This is a genomic window from Candidatus Chryseopegocella kryptomonas (assembly GCF_001536065.1).
Lineage (GTDB): Bacteria > Bacteroidota > Ignavibacteria > Kryptoniales > Kryptoniaceae > Kryptonium > Kryptonium kryptomonas.
Genome location: NZ_CZVW01000008.1, coordinates 25,340 through 47,285 on the forward strand (window position 1 = coordinate 25,340; position 21,946 = coordinate 47,285).

At 33.3% G+C, this 21,946-nt stretch carries 23 protein-coding genes and 1 tRNA gene; 8 read left to right on the top strand and 16 right to left on the bottom strand.

What is annotated here, in order from left to right; genetic code table 11:
• Window positions 1-4: 4 nt before the first annotated feature.
• The 13 genes from AWW83_RS04630 to AWW83_RS04685 all read right to left on the bottom strand — a co-directional run bounded on the left by AWW83_RS04630 (window position 5) and on the right by AWW83_RS04685 (window position 12,343).
• Complete coding sequence (locus AWW83_RS04630) at window positions 5-2,629, bottom strand: glycosyltransferase (RefSeq protein WP_092349215.1); 2,625 nt, start codon at window positions 2,627-2,629, stop codon at window positions 5-7.
• A 4-nt stretch (window positions 2,630-2,633) separates the two neighbouring features.
• Window positions 2,634-3,845, bottom strand: a complete 1,212-nt coding sequence (locus tag AWW83_RS04635; RefSeq protein ID WP_092349218.1) for an O-antigen ligase family protein — start codon at window positions 3,843-3,845, stop codon at window positions 2,634-2,636.
• A 222-nt stretch (window positions 3,846-4,067) separates the two neighbouring features.
• Entirely contained in the window at window positions 4,068-4,577 is a 510-nt protein-coding gene (locus AWW83_RS04640) for a glycosyltransferase family protein (RefSeq protein ID WP_092349221.1), read from the bottom strand.
• Window positions 4,567-5,511: a glycosyltransferase family 2 protein gene (locus AWW83_RS04645; RefSeq protein ID WP_092349224.1), complete on the bottom strand. Its 945-nt coding sequence runs from the start codon at window positions 5,509-5,511 to the stop codon at window positions 4,567-4,569. Before AWW83_RS04645 ends, AWW83_RS04640 begins: the two co-directional genes overlap by 11 nt.
• Window positions 5,512-5,598: 87 nt before the next feature.
• A complete protein-coding gene (locus tag AWW83_RS09810) occupies window positions 5,599-5,811 on the bottom strand; it encodes a hypothetical protein (RefSeq protein WP_159421106.1) in 213 nt (70 codons plus the stop codon).
• Between the two features lie 22 nt (window positions 5,812-5,833).
• A complete protein-coding gene (locus tag AWW83_RS04650; protein ID WP_092349226.1) occupies window positions 5,834-6,493 on the bottom strand; it encodes a glycosyltransferase family 2 protein in 660 nt (219 codons plus the stop codon).
• Between the two features lie 24 nt (window positions 6,494-6,517).
• The gene (gene glf / locus AWW83_RS04655; RefSeq protein ID WP_092349229.1) at window positions 6,518-7,645 is read right to left on the bottom strand and encodes a UDP-galactopyranose mutase; all 1,128 of its coding nucleotides are present in this window, start codon (window positions 7,643-7,645) and stop codon (window positions 6,518-6,520) included.
• Window positions 7,635-8,153, bottom strand: coding sequence for an oligosaccharide flippase family protein (locus tag AWW83_RS04660; protein ID WP_092349233.1), 519 nt, complete (start codon window positions 8,151-8,153; stop codon window positions 7,635-7,637). Before AWW83_RS04660 ends, glf begins: the two co-directional genes overlap by 11 nt.
• 11 nt (window positions 8,154-8,164) lie before the next feature.
• Complete coding sequence (locus AWW83_RS04665; RefSeq protein ID WP_092349236.1) at window positions 8,165-8,971, bottom strand: oligosaccharide flippase family protein; 807 nt, start codon at window positions 8,969-8,971, stop codon at window positions 8,165-8,167.
• 9 nt (window positions 8,972-8,980) lie between these two features.
• Window positions 8,981-10,327 (bottom strand): nucleotide sugar dehydrogenase, encoded by a 1,347-nt coding sequence (locus AWW83_RS04670; protein ID WP_092349239.1) that lies wholly within the window; start codon window positions 10,325-10,327, stop codon window positions 8,981-8,983.
• 225 nt (window positions 10,328-10,552) lie between these two features.
• Entirely contained in the window at window positions 10,553-11,326 is a 774-nt protein-coding gene (locus AWW83_RS04675; protein ID WP_092349242.1) for an ImmA/IrrE family metallo-endopeptidase, read from the bottom strand.
• Between the two features lie 6 nt (window positions 11,327-11,332).
• Complete coding sequence (locus AWW83_RS04680; protein ID WP_092349245.1) at window positions 11,333-11,704, bottom strand: hypothetical protein; 372 nt, start codon at window positions 11,702-11,704, stop codon at window positions 11,333-11,335.
• Window positions 11,705-11,710: 6 nt separating this feature from the next.
• Window positions 11,711-12,343: a sigma-70 RNA polymerase sigma factor region 4 domain-containing protein gene (locus AWW83_RS04685; protein WP_092349248.1), complete on the bottom strand. Its 633-nt coding sequence runs from the start codon at window positions 12,341-12,343 to the stop codon at window positions 11,711-11,713.
• Between the two features lie 208 nt (window positions 12,344-12,551).
• Here AWW83_RS04685 and AWW83_RS04690 point away from each other — a divergent pair, with 208 nt between their 5' ends.
• Window positions 12,552-13,241, top strand: coding sequence for a hypothetical protein (locus AWW83_RS04690; RefSeq protein ID WP_092349251.1), 690 nt, complete (start codon window positions 12,552-12,554; stop codon window positions 13,239-13,241).
• 378 nt (window positions 13,242-13,619) lie between these two features.
• Window positions 13,620-13,693 (top strand) — tRNA-Arg (locus AWW83_RS04695).
• Between the two features lie 17 nt (window positions 13,694-13,710).
• Here AWW83_RS04695 and AWW83_RS04700 read toward each other — a convergent pair.
• Window positions 13,711-14,442 carry a coiled-coil domain-containing protein gene (locus AWW83_RS04700; protein WP_092349254.1) on the bottom strand — a complete coding sequence of 244 codons (732 nt, stop codon included), beginning with the start codon at window positions 14,440-14,442 and terminating at the stop codon, window positions 13,711-13,713.
• A gap of 228 nt (window positions 14,443-14,670) precedes the next feature.
• On the opposite strand from AWW83_RS04700, the gene AWW83_RS04705 reads away from it, so the two are divergent.
• Window positions 14,671-15,387 (top strand): pyridoxine 5'-phosphate synthase, encoded by a 717-nt coding sequence (locus AWW83_RS04705; protein ID WP_092349257.1) that lies wholly within the window; start codon window positions 14,671-14,673, stop codon window positions 15,385-15,387.
• Window positions 15,388-15,461: 74 nt separating this feature from the next.
• Window positions 15,462-16,643, top strand: a complete 1,182-nt coding sequence (locus AWW83_RS04710) for a trans-sulfuration enzyme family protein (RefSeq protein WP_092349260.1) — start codon at window positions 15,462-15,464, stop codon at window positions 16,641-16,643.
• A 33-nt stretch (window positions 16,644-16,676) separates the two neighbouring features.
• On the opposite strand, the gene AWW83_RS04715 is transcribed toward AWW83_RS04710, so the two are convergent.
• Both AWW83_RS04715 and AWW83_RS04720 read right to left on the bottom strand, forming a co-directional pair.
• Entirely contained in the window at window positions 16,677-17,132 is a 456-nt protein-coding gene (locus tag AWW83_RS04715) for a peroxiredoxin (protein ID WP_092349421.1), read from the bottom strand.
• 61 nt (window positions 17,133-17,193) lie between these two features.
• Window positions 17,194-17,553 carry a hypothetical protein gene (locus tag AWW83_RS04720; RefSeq protein ID WP_092349263.1) on the bottom strand — a complete coding sequence of 120 codons (360 nt, stop codon included), beginning with the start codon at window positions 17,551-17,553 and terminating at the stop codon, window positions 17,194-17,196.
• Window positions 17,554-17,844: 291 nt separating this feature from the next.
• Between AWW83_RS04720 and AWW83_RS04725 the strand changes: the two genes are divergently transcribed.
• Genes AWW83_RS04725 through AWW83_RS04740 form a run of 4 tightly spaced genes read left to right on the top strand, consistent with a single transcriptional unit; the run spans window position 17,845 to window position 21,913 of the window.
• Window positions 17,845-18,453 (top strand): cupredoxin domain-containing protein, encoded by a 609-nt coding sequence (locus AWW83_RS04725; protein WP_092349266.1) that lies wholly within the window; start codon window positions 17,845-17,847, stop codon window positions 18,451-18,453.
• A 15-nt stretch (window positions 18,454-18,468) separates the two neighbouring features.
• Window positions 18,469-19,929, top strand: a complete 1,461-nt coding sequence (locus AWW83_RS04730) for a cbb3-type cytochrome c oxidase subunit I (protein ID WP_092349269.1) — start codon at window positions 18,469-18,471, stop codon at window positions 19,927-19,929.
• A complete protein-coding gene (locus AWW83_RS04735; protein ID WP_092349272.1) occupies window positions 19,911-20,723 on the top strand; it encodes an SCO family protein in 813 nt (270 codons plus the stop codon). Before AWW83_RS04730 ends, AWW83_RS04735 begins: the two co-directional genes overlap by 19 nt.
• A complete protein-coding gene (locus AWW83_RS04740; RefSeq protein ID WP_092349275.1) occupies window positions 20,720-21,913 on the top strand; it encodes a hypothetical protein in 1,194 nt (397 codons plus the stop codon). The genes AWW83_RS04735 and AWW83_RS04740 overlap by 4 nt, the downstream gene beginning before the upstream one ends.
• Window positions 21,914-21,946: the final 33 nt, after the last annotated feature.

Genomic DNA, 21,946 nt, shown 5'->3' on the forward strand with positions numbered 1-21,946 from the left:
TAGGTTACAAGTTTAATAAGTTTATTATTTCGTTACAAAGATAAGTAACCCATTTTATATCTTCAGATGGATAAATAGGTGCACCGCGGTTTGCATAATTTCTTTTTAAAATGCTATACATTCTATAATGTCCTTTATCGCGAAAAGTTGTTTTATAATAAATGTATTTATTTCCTCTTATTATTTCTAATTTTTTATAGTCATACAATCTAGCAGTTACATTCTCGAACCTAAGTTCACAGTACTCCTCTACCCCGAACATATCGTTACCTATATCTGTAATTATAAAATCACATACGCTTTTATCTTCTAATTCAATTGTTACAGTCATATTGCTTTCCCCCCCAATCACATTTAAAGATTTAACATCTTTACATGTTAAAAATCTTAACAAATCAATCCAGTGCGAAAGATTACCACAAATTCTAGTACCTTGATTTGGCCAAAAATACCAATGTGATTTTGGAAGTTTTAATTCTTTAATCAAAAAAGTAAGGTGAATACGTGAAGAGGGATTTTTATCTTTTAATAAATTAAATAAAATTTGTGAAAAGTAACTGTATCTTCTATTATACCCTATATCAATCCACATCCCTTTTTTTCTTAAGTTAAATAAACCTTCAGCCTCATCATTTGTGACACAAGCTGGTTTTTCTATAAAGACATAAGATGATGGGTTAAATTTTAAAATTGTATTCGCCATCCAAGCATGATCGGAATGGTAGGTAGCTATAATAACCAATGGATTTTTAAATATAGCAATCTTTTCTAATATATCTTCAAAGTCATTATAGATAGGAAAAGGAACATTATAAAACTTTTCTATAATTTTACTTTTATAATCTAAAGCAGCTATAACATTGTTTTTAAAAAAGGGTAGAACGTATTCCCTAATATAGCTCCCAAATCCTAATATAAAAACCCCACTGTTTCTCTCTTTGTTTTCAAAGCCGATAATTGTGTGGCTTGTATTCTTTTTCCCGATATTGTTATCACTTTGATATAATAAATGGTATAAATCGGAAGCTGATGTTAAAAACGGATTATCCCTAAGAATCAATTTAAATAACTTATTCTTTATTTCCTTTGGACAAGAAGGAACAGGAATATAAGATTCAAATACACTTAACAATTCGTCCGATAAATACAATGAATTAATTTCTACCTTCTTATTATTTAAATTTACTTTGAATATAAGCTCTTCTTCTATAATTAAATATCCTAAATTTCGTGTAAATGCAAAGACATAACCAGAATCCAATTTAAATTGAAGTATAACCAAATACATCTCCGATGATATTTTTCTGTCAATTAATTTACTTAACGATTTTCTAATAGTTAGTTTTATACCTTCATTTTTTAAGAAGATCAAAACCTTCTTTATATTTCTATAATTTCTAAGATGCTCAATAAGAATAAAATCTTTGGGACTGATAAACTTAACTGCAATTGGGATAACATTGAACTTAACAAATTTATCACCGTATATCAAAAACATTATTATTTTTCTAAATTGTTCAATGTGCTTTTCCGGGGTGTATAAATCATTAAACCTTCTTAGACTTTCTTTTCCCATCCTAACCCTTAAATCTTTATCCAGGACTAATTTTAAAATAGCATTCGCAAGCTGCTCCACATTTCTTTTCTCAACCAAAATCCCATTTGTCCCATCAATTACTGTTTCATCTATCACTCCGACATCCTTTGTTGAAATAATTGGTAGACCACAAGCCATTGCTTCTAAAATTACTAGAGGTTGCCCTTCATGCCAACTGGGGAACACAAATATATCGCTTTGCATTAAAAGATTATACTTTTCCCTTTCATTAGTAATCTGCCCCAAATAGTTAATCAAGCCATTAAGAGATTTAACATAATCATTAAATTTTTCTCTATGCTTCTCACCACTTAAACCAGTAAAGGGATCAGTTCGAAACAACCCAGCAATATTAACGATAAATTCAATGTTTATATGCCTATTCTTAATAATTTTAACAGCCTCTAAAAGATCAAATAAACCTTTTGATTCACTCAAATTTCCAAGATAGGTAATTCTTACAGTATTTTCCCTTTTGTTTATATCTAAATCCGAAGCATTTTCCAAATTACGAGGTGGCTCTACAAAATTTGGTAAAACAAAAACTTTTTCCTTAGGTAACCAGTGTTCAAAAATATATTTAAGTTTCTCACCCAGAACTATAGCCCCATCAACATTTTTCATTGTTAGATCAATAAATTTTTTATACAACTTATTGGACTTCTTGTAGAATTCTAAAAAATATGATCCATGAAGATGAATGAGAACTTTTGCTCCAAGTAAACTTGAAGCAAGTATAAATAACCCATCACGAAAATAAGCCCATTTATTTTGCGAAATTGGGATATAAACAATGTTTGGCTTTTTAAATAATAAATAATAGAGCAATTGAAACAAAGACCTCAATCCTGCAATTACATTGTGCAAATCAAATTTACCTAATTTAGTTAAATCGTTTCTTTTATCTGAAGTATCAATTGAGAAAATTTTTAAATCTTTTTCATTGGCAAGAAGATCTCTCAATTTTTTTAGATAGATAGATGTTCCATGGTATGGCGGGGGAAGAGAACCAATTATTAATATTTTTAACATAAATTTAATTTTTTATTTTTTGAGATAAAATCAAGCTAATCCCTAACCATATCCAGAAAAACACGCCGTGATAAGGCCCCTCAAGGGTGACATTGAAAAAAGCAAATACAAAAACCGCTACAAAGTTAGAAAACAAAGCAACTAATAAATAATTTTTATTTTTGATGATTTTTAAATTTTTTAAAATAATAGCAAATGAAGTCAATAAAAAAATTAAGAAAAAAGTAAATCCCAACACCCCAGTTCTGGCTAATATTGCAATATATGAGTTATGTGGGTCCAATCTTAACGAACTACGATAAATTAATTCCCTAGGGTTTTCGTACCAGACTTCCCAAGGGGCCAAGTTAGTTAGCGAATAAGCGAAACCAAGACCAATCGGATTCTCAGTTATAGCCTTTATAGTATTTGACCAATATAAATACCGCCAATGTGCGTTTGGATCAGTAGTTCTATAGTAGTAAAAGGAAATAAAATTAGTGTATATTCTTTCAAGAGATAAATATAATAAAGGTGAAAAATAAACAACTGAAAAAACAAACAATAAAGAAATTAAAAGAGTCAATCCAACTCTTAAAACAGAAAATTTCTTATTAATGAAAAAGAAAATAAATAAACTAACAACTAAAGAGAGCATAGCACTTCTATGCCCTGATAAAATAACGAAGAAAATAGACAGACCCGATAAAATAAAATAACTAAAACTCTTATATTTAAACCAAAAATATATTGAAATTATTGATGAGAAAACCGAAATTAATGACGGAGGGCCACCTATTATTCCACCATCCTCTGGGATATAATTCTCTAATCCCATCAAATATAAGAAAAGCACCACTATATTCCTAAGTAAACTAAAGAACAAAATTGTCTTAAAAACCCACTCAACTTTTTTCTCAATTTCATCATAAAAAAGATAAGCACTAAGATAAATTAAAATTGAATAATACACCAAGCTAAAATTACGCAAAACAGATAAAATATCATTTTCAGATGTTACAGAAGGTCTAAAAAAAAGTAAATCATAAATTAATCTTAGTACACCCCAAGTCTGATATCCTAATAAAAAGATTAATGCTACCGTAATTTGAGAATTAAAACGATATAATAATTTATTTCTTATCAAACTTATCAAAACTTTAACGAGCAAAATAATTAAAATAAATTCGGTTATATAAATATGCCAAATTCTAATATAGGTAAAATCTCTTACCATAAAGGAAATTCCAGCAATTAAAAAAAAACAAAAATATTACTCCTTTTTCTTTCCTAAATATCTGAGAGGAAATGATTAAATAGGGTAATATTGCCAACGAAAAAATTAAAACCATGAAATCTTCATCTTTACTTTTTTAATAACTTACCGCTCTATAAGGCATAAAGGTAGAGGTAACCATAGATGTAAATTAGTAATATACAGATGTTTTTTCTGTAGCATTTAGTAAGGGATTAATTTTTTGAAGAAAAAAGCATAGAATATTCCCCTGATGACTTTTAAAAGAAAAGAAAATTTTTTAGAGGGAGTTAACTTCAAATATTTAAAGAATATATAAAACGGGTAACTTAACCTCATTAAATAATTAGGATATAAAATATCAGAATAAAGACGGTAAATATAGTAAGTATTTCTAAACATATAATAATATTTCAATTCGTTAGATTTCTCAACTAATACCTTAGGATGCTTAAAAATACTTTTTACGCAAACTCCCATAGTTAATCCTTTTCTTTTGATCCTTAAAGCATACTCAACTTCATCACCCCATATAAATAAATTCTTTTCTGGATATCCTATTACTTTTATCAAATCTGCTTTGATCAAAATAGAATTAAAAAAATTTGGATACCCATAATAAACTCCATTTTTAGCAAAAGCTTTAATTTCATTAACAAATGAAAAATATTTACGGGGTATTATTTTACCATTTTGATCAACTTTAACTATCAAAAATTTGTTTTACTTCATCATAATTTCTCCATTTATTCCTAAGACAATCCATTAATCCTATATATAAAACTCTTAATTTCAAATGCCCTATAAATACAAAATAAATAAACTTAAAAAGATTTTTCAAAAATTTTAAACCGAATCCATAATACTTAAGAATTGTATAAAGTCTATTTCGCACTATAAAATATGTCCTTGTTTCCCCTAAATACTTATATGGCTTACGCGGTGGATGATAAAAAATCGCATCTTTCTTAATTTGAATTTTAAATCCATTTCTAATAATTCTATAACTATACTCTACATCATCAGACATATAAAAAAGATTTCTTTCAGGTAGACCTACTTTTTTGACAACCTCGGATGATAATAAAAAGCCATTGAATGGAATTGTTATAGGATAATAATTTCTAATTATGTTAAGTTTGCTTTTGTAGGGAAATTTCTCATACTTTTCAAAGTCGTATACAACTTCTCCCGATTTAGGATCTAAAATATATGGACCTGTTACAACATCACTCTTATCTGGCATTTGTTTTTCAAGACAATCTTTTTCCGGTCTTCCATCATCATCCATCAGCCACAACCAGTCATAACCTTTTTCGTATGCTCGCTTCACTCCTTCATGAAATCCACCTGCACTACCTGTGTTTTCATGCATACGAACATAATGTAGCTTTATTGTATTCCCATCAGTTAAATTATTTATTTCAAATTCCTTTTCCCATGGCTCGGATAATAATTCTTGTGGAGGTAATTCCTTGAGGTACCCTTTTTCTAGTAAAAATTCAGGTGTTCCATCTGTGGATGCATTATCTATCAAGTATATGCCTTGGATGGGTCTCGTCTGTTTTCTCAGTGCCTCTAAACATTCAATCAAAAGATTTTTGCGATTATAAGTTACAACTATTGCGGATACATTTTCTCTTTTCATTGGTTCTTAGAGATTATCTGGTTTTAATTTCCAAATGGCAAGATTTTATATTCACCCCTGTTTTTACGCTGCAAAAAACTTACTATATCATATATAGAAATGTGCATAAGTTTTTTTAATATTTTGTTTAATAAGTAATCTTTCAGTGGTTGTATGTCTATAATTTTCTATTCCAGCTAATCTTGCATATTGTTCTAATATATCTGTTTTAAGCAAATAGCTTTCTTGAGTCCAAAAAGAAAAATGTGCTACGACCATATTACCAATAAGTCTACCTGGCAGGTTTAATTTAACTGGCAAAGTAGCACTCATCCATTCTTCCTCATCCCCAACTGGTTGAAGTAAATCTCCTAAGAGATTGCATTTTATATCCAAAAAAACCTATACAATTAATTGAAAATCGAGATATAGTTATATCAATATCCTCGCTTATTTTTATACTTTCTAAATATCCCTTGTTAACTATATCAATAAACCACCTATGCAACTCTTCTGCAAAATATGGCGAACCCCAACTAAATTTGTCCATACATTGAGCTGTCAATGGATATGTTGTTTTTAATTTACCTTTTGCAAAAAGAAAATATGTACATATAGCATTGTTTATGACTATAGGTGACCACCAAAGATATTTGTCCTTTTCTTTTATCGCTCTTTCGTACAACTTTGCTCCAAAATTTTTTTCCATAAAAACAACATCATCATCTATTCTTATAAAAAAAGCATCCTCATCAGCAAGAAATTTGTAGAATAAATTAATAGATTTGTTTGTTCCATCTCCTCCTTCAACTCTTATTACTTTCACTTTTGATGACTCTCGTGCAAGCTCATTCAAGAATATTCGATCATCTTCACTTCTACAGTTATCCCAAAGATGCCATTCCTGAATAGAATTATCAGCTAATATATACCTCGATAAAATCTCTAAATATCTTTTCCTATCTGCTGGAGTAACTGCTATTATCTTATGCTTTGTTTCCATTTCCTAATTTAGTTAACTTTAATTTCAGATATTATAAATCACTTCTTTTTCAAAAACATTTAACGCTCTTGCGACTATTTGATCCATATTATAATATCTATATTCAGCTAAACGCCCAACAAAATATACTATCCCATTCAATTTCGATATTTCCTTCAAATACTTTTTATAAATTTCAAGATTTTCCTCTTTTGGAATTGGATAATATGGTTCATTTTTGCCAATTATGTATGACTCTGGAAATTCGTAAGCAATTGTTGTCAAATCACCTTTTTGCCCTGTCATATGCTTGAATTCAGTAATCCTCGTAAAATCATAATCGTTAGGATAATTTATCTGTGCAACCTCTTGAAAATACTCCAATTTCATCGTTTTAAACTCAAATCGTAAACTTCTATATGGAAGCTCACCATAAATGTAATCAAAAAAATAATCAACAGGTCCAGTATAAATAAGTTTATTAAATTTCACATCTTCTATTATTTCACGATAATCAGTATTTAATAAAATATGTATATTAGGATGATTTATCATTTTCTCAAACATTTTTGTATACCCAAGCTTTGGTATTCCTTGGTATATATCTTGGAAATATCTATCATCTCTACTTATGTAAACTGGAACCCTGGCTGTAACTGAACCATCTAACTCTTCAGGTTTATATCCCCATTGTTTAGTTGTATAATTTAAAAATACTTTCTCGTAAATAAAATCAGCTAAGAATTTAAGTTCTCCTGAAGTTGCTTCTTTTAATTTTAAAATTGGAATCTTAACCCCATATCCGAAGGTTTCAATAAGTTGTTTTTCAAGTTTTTCAGCGTATTTTTGCGGGAAAATCAAATAAAGCGAATTTAAGTTAAACGGAACCGGAATTTTTTTACCATCAACAACAGCGAGAACTTTGTGATAATATATATTCCATTCTGTAAATCTACTTAAGTAATCCCAAACTTTTTTACTGTTTGTATGAAATATGTGTGGACCATATTTATGAACTAATATTCCATTTTCATCATAATAATCATAGGCGTTTCCAGCGATATGATTCCTCCGTTCAACAATTAACACTTTCTTTCCGAGATTCGTGGCAATTCTTTCTGCCAAAATGCACCCACTAAATCCGGCTCCAACTATAAGATAATCAAATTTCACGACTTTTAATTAACCCAGATATGAAGTTTGAATAAAATTTAAAATCAAAAATTTTTATTCCCTTTAATTCAAGAAGAATTATAAATGCAGTTGTTATATAAATTTCTGTAATAAGCCAAGAAATTGAAGCTCCAATCTCAGCGAATTTGTTATCAAGTATTGTATTTAAAATTAAGTTAATGATTGAACCTCCAACTATGACTCTAAAAAACTCTCTATCCATTTTCATATTAAGAGTTGTCTGAATGCCATAAAGGTTTGACAATCCTATGATAAAAGGAAAAAAAGATAAAATTTTGACTACATTAATTGAAGGTAAATATTGCTCACCAAGGAAAACTTTAACTAAAAATGGAGCTGTTAAAAATATAAAAATGCTTATTGGCAATGTTATTAAACTGACGATAACTCCAAATTTTCGTATATAATCAATTCCTCTATTAATATCATTTCTCAAAATTTTACCAATATGTGGATACAGAGATTGAGCAAGTGGTCCAAGAACCAATGCCTGAAACGCTAAAACAAGTTTGCTTCCAGACGCAAAATACCCAACATTTTCATGTGGTGCAAAAAAAAACCAAGAATAAAAGTATTCGAAACTGTGTAAAAGTTTATAAAAACAAGTGAAATAAACACCGTAAAGCTATTTTTTAATTCATAGAAGATTTCATTCAATTTAGGCAAATTAACTTTTTTGTTAAGTAATTTCAAACTATACAATAAACCAAAAAAACCAGCTATAATTTGACCAAGTGACATTAGAAATGGGACAAAAAAGAAATCCTCCTTTTTCCTAACAAAAATGAATATACCGAGCGTAAATACCAGCTTTATAAAAAAATTAAAAATTGACGATATGTAAATTTTTTCAATTCCTTGGAAAAACCAAGTTGGGAATAGAACATACCCTAAAATAATTAAATATGACAAAACAAAAATTAGAAAATTCTCTTTAAAGATAGGAATTAAAGAAATAAGTAGAAGAAATGTAATTGTGCAAATAGCAAATAAGAATACTTTTGTAAATAAAACATTGCTGTAGATTCTTGCCAATGCATCTTTGTTATTACGATTTGCAGAAATTTCCCGCGTAGCGCTTAAATCAAAGCCATAATTTACTACTAATGTAAAGTAAGTTGTAAAAGCTTGGGCAAAACTAATTAAACCAAATTTATCAGGTCCTATAACCCGAACAATATAAGGTATCGTAATTAGGGGCAAAATATAATTTCCAAATTGAAGGATTGATAATGAAAGAACATTTGTAAACAAAATTTTATGTTCTGAATTTGAAATTATATTTTTTAATTTTGCTAAATTCATTTAAAGTGATTATGCCTTTACAACTTTATTTGAATATATCCCATTTCCATTTATCAAATTTCTCGTATCAACAATCAACTTTGAATGTTCAACTATAAACTTCGGATCATAAACCGAATGATCAGTTGCAATCAAAACACAATCATATTTTGAAAGGTTTTCTTCCGTAAGTGGAACTGACTTTTTAGAGAGATTATACATTCTCGTCTTTGGCGACTCAGGAATATAAGGATCATTATAATCAACAATCGCCCCTTTTTCCTCAAGAAGCTCAATGATTTTAAATGCTGGGGATTCACGAACATCATCAACATCTTTTTTGTATGCAAGACCAAGCACAAGAATTTTTGCACCCTTTATGCTTACACCACGCTCATTCAAAGCATCAATAGTTTTCTGAACAACATAATAAGGCATATATGTATTTATCTCTCCAGCAAGTTCAATAAACCTCGTGTGAAAATCATATTCTCTTGCCTTCCAGGTTAAATAAAATGGATCAATTGGGATACAATGTCCACCAAGTCCAGGTCCTGGATAAAACGCCTGAAATCCAAACGGTTTAGTTTTAGCTGCTTCTATCACCTCCCATATATCAATCCCCATTTTGTCAAAAAGCATCTTCAACTCATTCACAAGTGCTATATTCACAGCCCTATAAATGTTCTCAAGAAGTTTCGTTGCCTCTGCAACCTTAGTTGATGAAACAGGGACGGTTTTAATGACAATTTGATCGTAAAGCGTCTTTGCAACTTCAAGACATTGCGGTGTGTATCCACCTACAACTTTGGGAATCTTTGATGTGTTAAAATTTTTATTCCCCGGGTCTTCTCGTTCTGGAGAAAATGCAAGAAAGAAATCAACCCCAGCTTTTAATCCAGATTCTTCAAGAATCTTTCTCAAATCTTCATCCGTTGTCCCCGGATATGTGGTTGATTCAAGGACAACGAGCTGTCCCTTTCGTAGATATTTGGCTATTGTTTTTCCAGTGTTAAATACATAACTCAAATCGGGTTCCCTGTATTTATTCAATGGGGTTGGAACACATATAATTATGCAATCAACTTCTGAAAGTTTGGAAAAATCATTTGTAGGCGTAAATTTTGGCTTTATCTGCGATATCTTCTCGCTATCAATGTGCTTAATATAACTTTTCCCTTCCGACAACAACTTAACTTTCTCTTCATCAATATCAAAACCAATCACATCAAATCCAGCTTTACCAAATTCAATTACAAGCGGAAGCCCGACATATCCAAGACCAATTACCCCGATCCTTGCTTTGCGAGATTTTATTTTCTCAATCAAAGATAAATGCGATTCGCTTGTGCCTGTATTGACTTTTGTTGCCCCCATATAAGATTCAAACTTTGTCAAATTTTAAAAATCTTTTTAACCCTCTGCACATGCTACCGCCATTGGGAGTCCCCAACCCTCCCCAAACTTGGTATGCCGATATTTTTTGAATTGACCACATAAAAATTTGTTATAAATATAATAAATCAAAATTCAAAAGTCAAGTACTCACCCTCTACCCATCTCTATTTCATAGAGAGGGGTGCCTGAAGGGGCGGGGTGAGTTCACTTATGCTTATCTTCATACACAATCGTCAAAACTGCATTATAATTTTTCATCCAAAGATTTTCTTCAACCAAAATCATATCTTCGCCGTTTAAAAATTTTTTATCAGCCATAAACCAAACTTCAGCGTTAATTAAAATTTTCTCCTCACCATTTCCACCATTAAAAAATCCATATGCCCCTGATCCGGGTTTTACAGTGTAATTTCTCGGAATATATTTATAAGGGAAAAATTCGTTCACAACTGACCATAGAACCTTACCATTTTTGCTTAAAATTACAGCTACTGGATGATTTCCAAGATGTGCATATCTAATTGCACTCGCACTCAAAGACACGCCAAAATTACGGGCTATGCCTTTGATTAATTCCATGTTAATTTCTTTTCTAAATATAAAATCTTTGAACCACTCCTCTCGCATCAAAAATTCAACTGCAAACTCATTTGCGTCAAATTCAATTTGCGATGATTTTAAACATATGATATCACCTTCATCACATTCCCTTAAAAACTTCCTGTCATTGTAAAAGTGACCCATCTCATGAGCTATCACAAACCTTTTCTGTCCTGGTTCCTTTATCTTGTTGCTTATCCTTATCAAACCATAATCCCCTGAATTCACAAGAACCCCAAGACAATCTTTTAACTCCGCTTCTTCAACGATTAAAAATTCCGCATTTGCTATTTTTTCAATATCTACTAAATCATCAGGGGTTGAGATGCAATATTTCTCGTGTAAATTTCTTGCCTTTGCTTTTGCTAAAGCGTTCAATTTAAATCAATCTTTATTTCCGTTTTCAATTTTTCCCTTTGCTTTTTCAATCGCTTTAATTTTTTTCTTTATATCTTCATCGTCAAGATTTTCCACCTCACCACCTGAATTATCTTTCTTGTAAAATGAAAAAGCAAGTAGATCCGAAACATTATCCTCTTCATATATTCCGTTTGAATTGACGATATTCTCATAAATTTCTTTAAACTCTTCACCTCTTTTAATGTAAAACTCCGCTCTTTTTCTTTGAACTAAATTCCTGATTCTTTGTTTCGTTTTCTCAAAATCAATCCCTCTTTCATTGAGATATTCGTTGATCTCGTCCTCATCCATAAGTTCAATATCAAAAAGAAGTGACCATAAAAATTTTTGTTTCATGGGTAATTACCAAATTTTATTTTTTGTAATTTTTAAAAGCTTCCTTCTTATTCTCTTCTTTGCGTTCACAACTTCGCTAACTTTAATTCCGAGCTCTTTGGCTATTTCTGAATTTTCGCACCCCAAGAGCAAATACTCAAAAACAAGAAATGCAACATCATCGTCCTGCAATTCAGCCTTTAATTCATTAAGCATCTCATTAAATTCAAAATCACTTACAATGTCAAAGTCATCAGGATAATTATCATAATTGAAATTTTGCGCATAACTTTCCTCCTCATATTCGTCAATTTCATCAAACTTAACACTTTTAAATTCTCTATTAGCATAATTATAGACCTCGCTTGACATATTTTTATCAACCCATTGCCAAAACTCCTTCGGGTTTCTACGATCCCAGTTTCTTTCCCCAGATAAATATTTTTCAATAACTGTATGAAGTATGTCCTCTCCTGTGATCGTTGGTTCACGCCTAAGCCTAGCTCTCAACATTAGGTCGTATTTAACGATCAATTTTTTACAAATGATTTCGTTATTTATCAATCCTTCAACATCTTCACATCTTATTCCAATTTCATCTTCCGAAAGATTGTTTTTCTTTTTTGCCCTTGAAAATGTCTTTCCTTCTTTTTGATCCATAGATTTCCCTCTTAAATTTTTATACCATTAAAAAAACGCATCTATGATAATATACTAACAAACACCCTTCATTTTGCCATTTGATAAATTTTGACATTTCTTAGATGGCAAAATCTCTCCTTTTAATAGTATATAGATACAGAGCCGATTTAATTTCGGCTTAATTTCGTAAAAATTGCGATTTAAAAACAAATAGAGGTAAATCATCATGGCAGAATTAAAAAAATCAGTTCTTGGCAAGATAAGCGGAACAATTGGTGAAATTACATTTAGACAGCGAAAGGGCAAAAATATAATAGCAGTTCGCCCACGGTCGTTTATTCCAGGCAACGACTCCGCATCAATTGAAAGAAGAAACAAATTTGCCCTTTCAGCAAGATTTGCACAGGCGATATATTCTCTTCCGATACTTAAAATGATATGGAGCGATGATACTCCACCGCAGATGAGTCCATTTAATAACATCATACGAAAAAATGTAAAGTCAATAACATCTGATGGTATATCTGAACTAACAAAATTAACTCCGGATATTGGATTTACACTTAGCTCAATTGATATCACTTATGATAACCACGCTATTAATGTCTCTGTAAATTTACCTGATGGATTTACATTTAATGAGGATTCTGAATTTTACGCACAAATAAACGCAATTGCATTTTTGTCCGAACCAAGTAACCAAGCATTTGATCCCGTAAAATTTTTGGCTTTAGCATCGGATAATATTGAAATCACCAATACAACGCAGTTTAATTTCGTTATAAAATTAACAAATCAGGATGAGGTAATTTTAAACACTTACCAAAAGATCACTTTGCTTACTGTGTTTATAACTCTTGATGATACAGGTGCTCCAGTTAGATATTCTGATACATACTTGAAACAGCTAAAGTGATAAATTTCTATCCTAAATCAGGGTAAATTTTTGACTCACCCCTTACCCCTCTCTATTTCATAGAGAGGGATGCCTGAAAGGCGGGGTGAGTTAAACTATAGAGAGAGGATGCCCGAAGGGCAGGGGTGAGTTAACCCAACTCACCCCCTACCCCTCTCTATTTCATAGAGAGGGGTGCCTGAAAGGCGGGGTGAGTTAAACTATAGAGAGGGGATGCCCGAAAGGCAAGGGTGAGTTAACCTGACTCACCCCTACCCCTCTCTATTTCATAGAGAGGGCTGCCTGAAAGGCGGGGTGAGTTAAACCATAGAGAGGGGATGTCCGAAAGGACAGGGGTGAGTTGAAAATTTTAAATTCATTTCTTAACTTAATTCAAGAGCGCCTGTAGCTCAACTGGATAGAGCGTGGGCCTCCGGAGCCCAAGGTTGCGGGTTCAAGTCCCGCCAGGCGCGCTTTGAAAATCTCCTAACTACCATTCAAAACTTTGGATGACTATAACCCCTCTTTCCTTAGCAAGATTGAGAATTTTCTTAACTGCAAAGTGCGTGACAAGAACACGAATTATCTCTTTATCTGGATATTCCTGCTTTACTATCCTAACTTTTTCTTCAAGCTCATCAAAAACTTCTATATCGTCAATCTTTGTTTTCACCTCACCAACAACAATAACTTCAACTCCGTCTTTCCTGCCAAATCCTAAAATGTTTATCTCCTTCCCTCCTATCTCCGTCCTTATAAACCTTTCCGTGAGCTCTATTCCGTATCTCTCCCTCAATAACCCAGGCAACATTCTGTAAGTTTCGTTCTCAAATGCGTAACCGAAGCTATTTGACAATCCTCCAACATGAATTTGAAGCTCCCTTACAGCAACAGTCAATTTTCTTATCTCCTCTTCTGTCTTCTTTTGTGCTTCCGCAAGTTCATCCACTCTTTGAGCAAGCTGGTTTAATCTTTCCTCCGTCTTCCTCTGCGCTTCCGCAAGCTGGTTTAATCTCTCCTCTGTCCTCTTCTGCGCTTCCGCAAGCTCGTTTAATCTCTCCTCTGTCCTCTTCTGCGCCTCTGCAAGCTCCTTTACTATCTCCTTTAACTCATTGAAATCCTCCCTCGTAACATAATACAACCTCACCCTCTCATCAATCAACTTTATTATCTCCTCTCTCATCTTATCTGTGAGCTTGAAACCGTTTCCTGCCTTTGGCATAAAAACCACCTTTGTTTATTCTTTTAGATGGAATTAAATTAAAAAATCAACAGCAAAATTCAAATTTACTTGAAAAAATTTATCAAAATTAAAGAAAATCGGGCTTTGTTGAAGAAAAAACATTTTTGAAAATTTTTAAGAATGTAACTTTGAATTTGATAACCTTTTTTATTAAAATTTATTCAGTCAATTTTAAAATTTCAACAAAAATAAAATGTTGATTTATTTATGAAACTCTCCGTTAATGTTGACCATGTTGCAACACTTCGCGAAGCAAGGGGTGGACTTGAACCTGACCCTGTAACAGCAGCTCACATAGCAGAACTTGCAGGAGCCGACGGCATCGTCTGTCACCTGCGCGAAGATAGAAGACATATAAACGATCGCGACCTGCGACTTTTGAGGGAAACCATTAAGACAAAACTTGACCTTGAAATGGCAGCAACTGAGGAAATGATTAAAATTGCAATTGAAACCTTACCCGATCTTGTGACGCTTGTTCCTGAAAGACGGCTTGAAAGAACAACCGAACGCGGTCTAAATGTCGTTGACCAAATCCCATATCTTTCAGATGTCGTTCTTGAAATGCATAAACACGATATAAAGGTAAGTTTATTTGTTGACCCTGACCCAAAACAAGTTGAAGCAGCAGCAAAGACAGGTGCGGATTTTATTGAAATTCACACCGGAGAATATGCAAACGCAAGAAATGAAAAGGCACAGTATGAAGAACTTCAAAAGATAAAAGAAATTGCAAAACTTGCACGCCGACTTGGTCTTGGTGTAAATGCAGGACACGGATTAAACTATCTAAATGTTATACCGATTACAAAAATTGAAGAGATTGAAGAGTTAAGTATTGGACACGCTATCGTAGCAAGAGCAATTTTCGTCGGCTTTGAAAGAGCGGTGAGAGAAATGGTAAGAATTGTCAAAGGAATTTAAATCATCCATTTCTCAATCTCCCAATCGTTGCGTAAGACAAGTGAAGAAGTTTAAAATCAAAAATATCCATCACAATGCTTGAAAGAAAAAAATTTGGCATCTCTACAATTTCTATTCACGGTGAAATTAAAGACAAATCATATCGCTCGGTCGTTTATCCAATTTATCAAACCTCAACTTTTGCAGTTGAAAAATCCGACGACTATCAAAGGTTTATTGATGAAACTGAGGACTTTTACATTTATTCAAGGTATGGGAATCCAACGGTTCGTGAAGTTGAAAGAAAACTTGCGCTTCTTGAGAACACAGATGATGCAATTTTATTTTCATCGGGAATGTCTGCGATCACAACCACAATTTTAAGTTTTGTCAAAGCAGGTGATGAAATTTTATCTCTGAGGTCAATTTACGGCGTAACATACAGATTTTTCCGAGACCACTTGGCAAATTTTGGGATAAAGGTTAATTTCGTTGAAATAGATGAAGTTGATGATTTAGAAAATTTCTTAACAGAAAAAACAAAACTCATTTATTTTGAAACGCCTGTCAATCCGACGACAAGAATTGTTGATATTCAAAAAATTATAAACATAGCAAGAAAAAATAATCTTTTAACCATCATTGACAATACATTTGCAACCCCGGTAAATCAAAATCCATTTGATTTAGGCGTTGATATAATTTTACACAGTGCGACAAAATATCTCTCCGGACATAGCGACTTAATCCTCGGATGTGTTATGTCAAGCGAAGAGAAAATTAAAAAAATTAGAAGTGTTAAGAATGTAATGGGTGGAAATCCAGACCCACATCAGGCATTTCTACTCAGCAGAAGTTTGAAGACGCTTGAAATTAGAGTTAAAAAACAAAATGAAAACGCCCAAAAACTTGCGGAGTTTCTTGCGGAGCATAAAAAGGTTAAAAAAGTTTTTTATCCCGGGCTTAATTCACATCCAGAACACGAGATCGCAAAACTTCAAATGAAAGGATTTGGTGGTATGCTTGCGTTTGAAATTGATGGAGGCCTTGAAAGAGCGAAAAAATTTTGCGATTCTCTCAAAATTGCTTTAAATGCGACAAGTTTAGGAAGTGTTGAGACGCTTGTAAGTATTCCTGTTTTGACTTCGCATATAAGAATGAGTCAAGATGAACTTGAAAAAGCAGGGATAAGCGAATCAATGGTGAGGGTTTCGGTTGGGATTGAAAACATAGAAGATTTGATCTGGGATTTTGAGCAAGCGTTGGACAAAATTTAAAGTAACCTCCCCCAGTTAAGGGGGAGGATTTTTTTATTTCAATTCTTCAAGAACTTTTGCAATTTTGTTAACATCTGGGACATTTGGAATGCCGTGCTCTTCAACATAACGAACAATTCCATCCTTATCAATCACGACCGTCACACGGTTATGAATTCCCTTATCTTCAAGATACACGCCATATTTTTTCCCAACTTCTCCCTTTGGATGGAAGTCCGCAAGGAGTGGGTATTTTATCCCCATCTTTTCAGCAAATGCTTTGTGTGTCCAGGTGCTATCAACGCTAATTCCAAAAATTTGTGCGTTTAATCCTTCAAAAATTTTCAACGCATCAACAAAGCATGCGTGTTCATTTGTGCACACTGGACTAAAGTCAAGCGGATAAAAAACAAGCACGACATTTTTGCCTTTATAATCGCTCAATTTATATTCTTTATCGTCATGTCCCTTAAGGACAAAATCCGGCGCTTGTTCGCCAACTTTTATCATAACTTTTCTCCTTTTTGTTTTTAAAATTTTTCGGTTAAATATAAAAAGCAAAAGCAAAATTTCAAAACTTAACAATTGAGACCTTATTCCCTGATTTGACAAATCCACCTTTTAAAATTCTTCTTACTTCAAGCTCAAATTGAGAAATTTTTTCAACCTCAACAATCAAATCCCCGATTTGTATGATAAATTTTTGCGGTAGCTCAATGTCTTCTTTGCTTGATACAACGATCGCAAACTTTTCATTTGTGTTAAGTTCTTCGCTATCGTTTAGAAGAATTTTTACTTTTTCTGCTTGATGTGAATTAACAAAAGTTTTATCCATTTCTTTTCTTAACACTGCTTTGTTTCGGACAACGCTCTGACCACTTCCAAGCGTGATGAGGATATATTTAACAGTTCCAATTAGCATTTCAATCATCTATAATTTTTTCAAAGGAAAATTTAAGCAGTGGTTGAGAGTTTTAAAAATTAACCCACCTCACTTAATCTCTGCATTCGTTCCATAGAGAGAAAAACGAGAAAGAAGGCAAGTAAAACTTGACTTTTAAATTAGAAAGTTTTAAATTAGGATAGATTTTATCTTAATTATTGTGACCTTGGCAAAAAATAAAAGGTAAAGTCCTTCCAACTGCACCTTTCAAAAATTCGCCCTCTTGTAAGGTTTAATTTGAAAAAACGCATTTACTAAAAATTAAAACGGAGGTCAATTATGGCTCCGATAAATGCTGTTGCGGTTGCAATTTTTATATTTTTTGCCCTTCTTATCTTTGGGGTTTACGCCTTTTTTATCAGCTCAACAAGAAAGCCGGCGGTTGGAGAGGATTATTATAAATCTGTTGCGAAGTTGCGTGCCCCGTTTTTTGTAATTTTATTGCTTCTTTTAATTGCAGGCTTAGTATTAACTCTTCCCAAAATTCCCTACCCTTCAAAAGGTAAATTTCCAGATGCGGTTGTTTATGTGGCAGGTAAACAATTTAACTTTGCTCTTGACACACAACCGATAGAAAGCGAAGAAAGATGGAAAGAAAGAGCCGAAGCTGAACCGGTGCAGGTTCCCGCTGGAAAATGGATTGAGTTTAGAGTCACAAGTTTGGATGTAAATCACGGTTTCAGCTTGTATGATGAAAATGGGAAATTGCTCGGGCAAACTCAAGCTATGCCCGGTTATGTAAATCGTCTTTTCATAAAATTTGATAAGCCAGGATTTTATACCGCATATTGTATGGAATTGTGCGGAAATTCACACCACGCAATGAAAGGTGTGATTGAAGTCGTTGAAGAAGGGACATTTGGAGCAAAAATTTTAAACCAACAATAAAAATGGAGGTTTAAAATGGCGGAAATAGCAATAAAAGCGGAAGCGGTTGAGATAGAAGCAAAAGTCAAAAAATTAACTCTGGTGTGGACTGGTTTAACTTTTATTCTGTTCCCAATTCTTGGGCTTCTTGGTTTTCTTATGCGACTTGTTCAAGGAAATGTCTTTCCAATGTTTCCACCCGAATGGTTTTATTCAATTTTAACACTTCACGGGGTTGGAATGGTTGGTTTATGGTTTGTTGAAGGTATGATTGCAGTTATATATCTTCTTTCAAAATATGTTAAGCCAAGCGCTGGCGTTTCGTGGTTTTCCTTTACTTTCACACTTATTGGGGTTGCGTTGATTATAATTTCAACAATTGCTGGCAAGTTCGGTGCTGGTTGGTATTTTCTTTATCCATTGCCTTATAAATCAGCGGAAATATGGCCAAATTGGGCGACAGATTTATATTTAATCGGTTTAGGAGTTCTCGGAATAGCGTGGACTGTTTGGGTCATTGATGTGTTAAGAGCAATTGCAAAAAAATATACCTTAAATCAAGCCCTTGCATGGCATTATCTTGCTGGAAAAACTGAGCCGGAACTTCCTCCGATTATTTTGATTGTAACCGTTACATGCATTGGTGCTATAACAGGTTTTCTTGCAGCTGTTGCTTTATTGCTATTGTTTCTCTTTGATCGTGTTTCTGGGACGCCTGCGGACCCGCTTCTTATGAAAAATCTCGTCTTCTATTTCGGTCATGTACTCGTTAATATAACAATGTATCTTGGCGTTGCGATTTTGTATGAGACACTTCCTCAATACACTCAAAAACCTTGGAAAACGAATAAACTTGTCGCATTCGCTTGGAATACTGTTTTATTCCTTGTGCTTTTTGCTTACTTCCACCATCTTTATATGGATTTTGTTCAGCCAAAAGCTTTTCAGATAATCGGTCAATTTGCTTCATACTTTATTTCTGTCCCAGCTGCCGTTGTCACAATCTTCAGCGCTCTTGCAATGATTTACAAAACAAAAGTTAATTGGACGCTCGGTTCATCGCTTATATTCCTTGGGACAATGGGATGGGCTGTTGGAGGCGTCGCAGCTGTGATTGATTCATCAATCGCAGTTAATTTCAGATTTCACAATACTTTGTGGGTTCCAGCTCATTTTCATACTTATTTCTTGATGGGAGTTGTTTTGATGATACTTGGTTTCATTTACCATTTTTCACAACTGCATTCAAACATTCCCGATAATTCAAAACTTGCAAAATTTACAGTCTGGTTAATTTTAATCGGTGGATATGGATTTTTAAGCATGTTTTACACGGGCGGTGCTTTATTCGTTCCAAGAAGATACGCTCTTTATCCACCTGCGCTTTCTTCGGGAACAACACTTGCGCAAATTAGCATCGTCTTTGTCAGCATCTTAACAATTGGATTTTTACTCTACCTAATTCAAACAATAAGAAGATGGGCAAGGTCATTTTAACAATCATAGCGCTGGGGCATATCGCCCTGGCGCAAAATTTTATCTCACAAAAAAGCGATACATTATTCCCAGTTGAATCAAAATACATCTACAAAAGCATAGACGATGTTAAAATCATAACTTCGGATAATAATCTCACATCGCTTTCAAATCTTTGGAATAAAAAGCCATTTCTTCTTACACTTATCTTTTCAAGATGTGCGGGGATTTGCTCGCCTCTTATCTCATCTTTGAAGTTTTCAATTGAAAAAATTACGGGAAATGAGAGAGAAAAAAATTTTTATATCGTCGTTTTAAGTTTTGATACAGCAGATACGCCAGAGGATATGGACGCCTTTAAAAAGGACCTTAATTTGTCTGAAAGGAACGACTGGATTTTCGGAATTTTTGCAGATAAAGAGAAGATAAAAAAATTTACAGATGAACTCGGGTTCTGGTTTAACTGGGTTGACTCAATCGGACAATATGATCATCCAGGGATTGTCGTTGGGATAAGAGATGGTAAAATCGTGCGAATTCTTGTAGGCGGGGAGATAACCGTTGTCAAACTTCGTGAAGTAATTGACGAGATAAAAGGTAACTTTGTCCCGTTTTATGAAATTCAAAAAAATGTCGCATTTAGATGTTTGAATTACGACCCGGAAACAGGCAAAATAAAAATTGGCATCGGAACATTGATAATGTTTATCCCAGCGTTTTTCACATTTTTCATCACATTCACAATTTTTATTTTTTCAGGCAAAATCCATAAACAAAACCAAAAATCAAAAACAAAACAGGTGATACAAAAATGAGGGAAAAATTCTTTAAGGCATTTACACTGCTTTTTGCCGTTATTTCATTAACTAGCTATGTTTATTCAATTCCGCTTTTTGCGAGGAAGTATAATCGTTCTTGTTTTACCTGCCACACAACGCCACCGATGCTGAATGAATTCGGTCGTAGATTTCAGTCAAATGGTTATCAGCTCCCTGGGACAGTTGAATCAACTCCGATATGGATGTCAAATCAACTCCCATTTGCAGCTATGCTTCACAGCACGTTTACATGGACAAAAGAAGAGATGGGAACGGAGAAGAAATCAACTTTTACTTTTGCAAGGACAGGGGCTGATATTTTCACAGCAGGAACATTAGGCAAGCATCTATCTTACTTCGCTGCTGTTGTAGTTGACCCAGCAGAAGGCGGTGGGTATGAAGCTGCTGTTGAAGTCGCACATGTAATTTACAACAATATCTTGCCGATGAGCAATCTTAATTTAAAATTTGGTTCATTTCGCCTTGACCTTCCTTATCCTGTTAATCTTGCGTTAAGTGAAGCTGGTTATCTTGTTTATGAATATGCTTCTGAAGTTAAAGCAAATGGACAGGTTGAAGCTGAGTTTTCACTTGCAGAGCCACAGTTAGGCGTCTCGGCTTATGGATTTTTACCGCAGGTTCTTGATGGATTAAGATATGAAATTGCCCTTGTAAATGGGACGAATGTGAATGAAGACATTGATAACACGCCTGATTTATATTTCAGAGTCAATCAAAGCATATGGATAAACAATGCTCCGTTTAGAGCGGGAATACTTTATTATCTTGGCACGATGAAAGGTTCTCAACAGGAAAATAAATTCAATCGTTTTGGCTTTGATGCTGAGGTTTATGACCCGTGGACGAAAAAAGTAAATGTATTTTTCCAGTATCTCACAGCAACAGATAAAATTGGAGATGAAGAGAGAAAAATGAACGGCGGTTTCATTGGTGCAAATGTCTTTATACTTCCTGAAAAAGTCGCTGGCTTTACAAGATATGACTTTATGAAGGTTGGAGATGAAAAAACGAATCAAATTACAATTGGATTAAGATATCATTTCGCACCAAATGTATTTCTCACAGGTGAATACAGCTGGATGAAACAAGATACAAAATCCGAAATGGGAATGCCTATGACTATGAAAATGCAAATGTTTATGTTGATGACGCATTTTCTTTTCTAAAATCAAAAATTTAAAAACAAAAAACTTGGAGGT

Coding starts and splice junctions, on each gene's coding strand:
- AWW83_RS04635 (WP_092349218.1), bottom strand. CDS start 3,845: ATGGTAAGAGATTTTACCTATATTAGAATTTGGCATATTTATATAACC.
- AWW83_RS04670 (WP_092349239.1), bottom strand. CDS start 10,327: ATGGGGGCAACAAAAGTCAATACAGGCACAAGCGAATCGCATTTATCT.
- AWW83_RS04725 (WP_092349266.1), top strand. CDS start 17,845: ATGGCTCCGATAAATGCTGTTGCGGTTGCAATTTTTATATTTTTTGCC.
- AWW83_RS04650 (WP_092349226.1), bottom strand. CDS start 6,493: ATGGAAACAAAGCATAAGATAATAGCAGTTACTCCAGCAGATAGGAAA.
- AWW83_RS04665 (WP_092349236.1), bottom strand. CDS start 8,971: ATGAATTTAGCAAAATTAAAAAATATAATTTCAAATTCAGAACATAAA.
- AWW83_RS04700 (WP_092349254.1), bottom strand. CDS start 14,442: ATGCCAAAGGCAGGAAACGGTTTCAAGCTCACAGATAAGATGAGAGAG.
- AWW83_RS04690 (WP_092349251.1), top strand. CDS start 12,552: ATGGCAGAATTAAAAAAATCAGTTCTTGGCAAGATAAGCGGAACAATT.
- AWW83_RS04685 (WP_092349248.1), bottom strand. CDS start 12,343: ATGGATCAAAAAGAAGGAAAGACATTTTCAAGGGCAAAAAAGAAAAAC.
- AWW83_RS04710 (WP_092349260.1), top strand. CDS start 15,462: ATGCTTGAAAGAAAAAAATTTGGCATCTCTACAATTTCTATTCACGGT.
- AWW83_RS04730 (WP_092349269.1), top strand. CDS start 18,469: ATGGCGGAAATAGCAATAAAAGCGGAAGCGGTTGAGATAGAAGCAAAA.
- AWW83_RS04740 (WP_092349275.1), top strand. CDS start 20,720: ATGAGGGAAAAATTCTTTAAGGCATTTACACTGCTTTTTGCCGTTATT.
- AWW83_RS04715 (WP_092349421.1), bottom strand. CDS start 17,132: ATGATAAAAGTTGGCGAACAAGCGCCGGATTTTGTCCTTAAGGGACAT.
- AWW83_RS04680 (WP_092349245.1), bottom strand. CDS start 11,704: ATGAAACAAAAATTTTTATGGTCACTTCTTTTTGATATTGAACTTATG.
- AWW83_RS04630 (WP_092349215.1), bottom strand. CDS start 2,629: ATGTTAAAAATATTAATAATTGGTTCTCTTCCCCCGCCATACCATGGA.
- AWW83_RS04645 (WP_092349224.1), bottom strand. CDS start 5,511: ATGAAAAGAGAAAATGTATCCGCAATAGTTGTAACTTATAATCGCAAA.
- AWW83_RS04720 (WP_092349263.1), bottom strand. CDS start 17,553: ATGATTGAAATGCTAATTGGAACTGTTAAATATATCCTCATCACGCTT.
- AWW83_RS04705 (WP_092349257.1), top strand. CDS start 14,671: ATGAAACTCTCCGTTAATGTTGACCATGTTGCAACACTTCGCGAAGCA.
- AWW83_RS04735 (WP_092349272.1), top strand. CDS start 19,911: ATGGGCAAGGTCATTTTAACAATCATAGCGCTGGGGCATATCGCCCTG.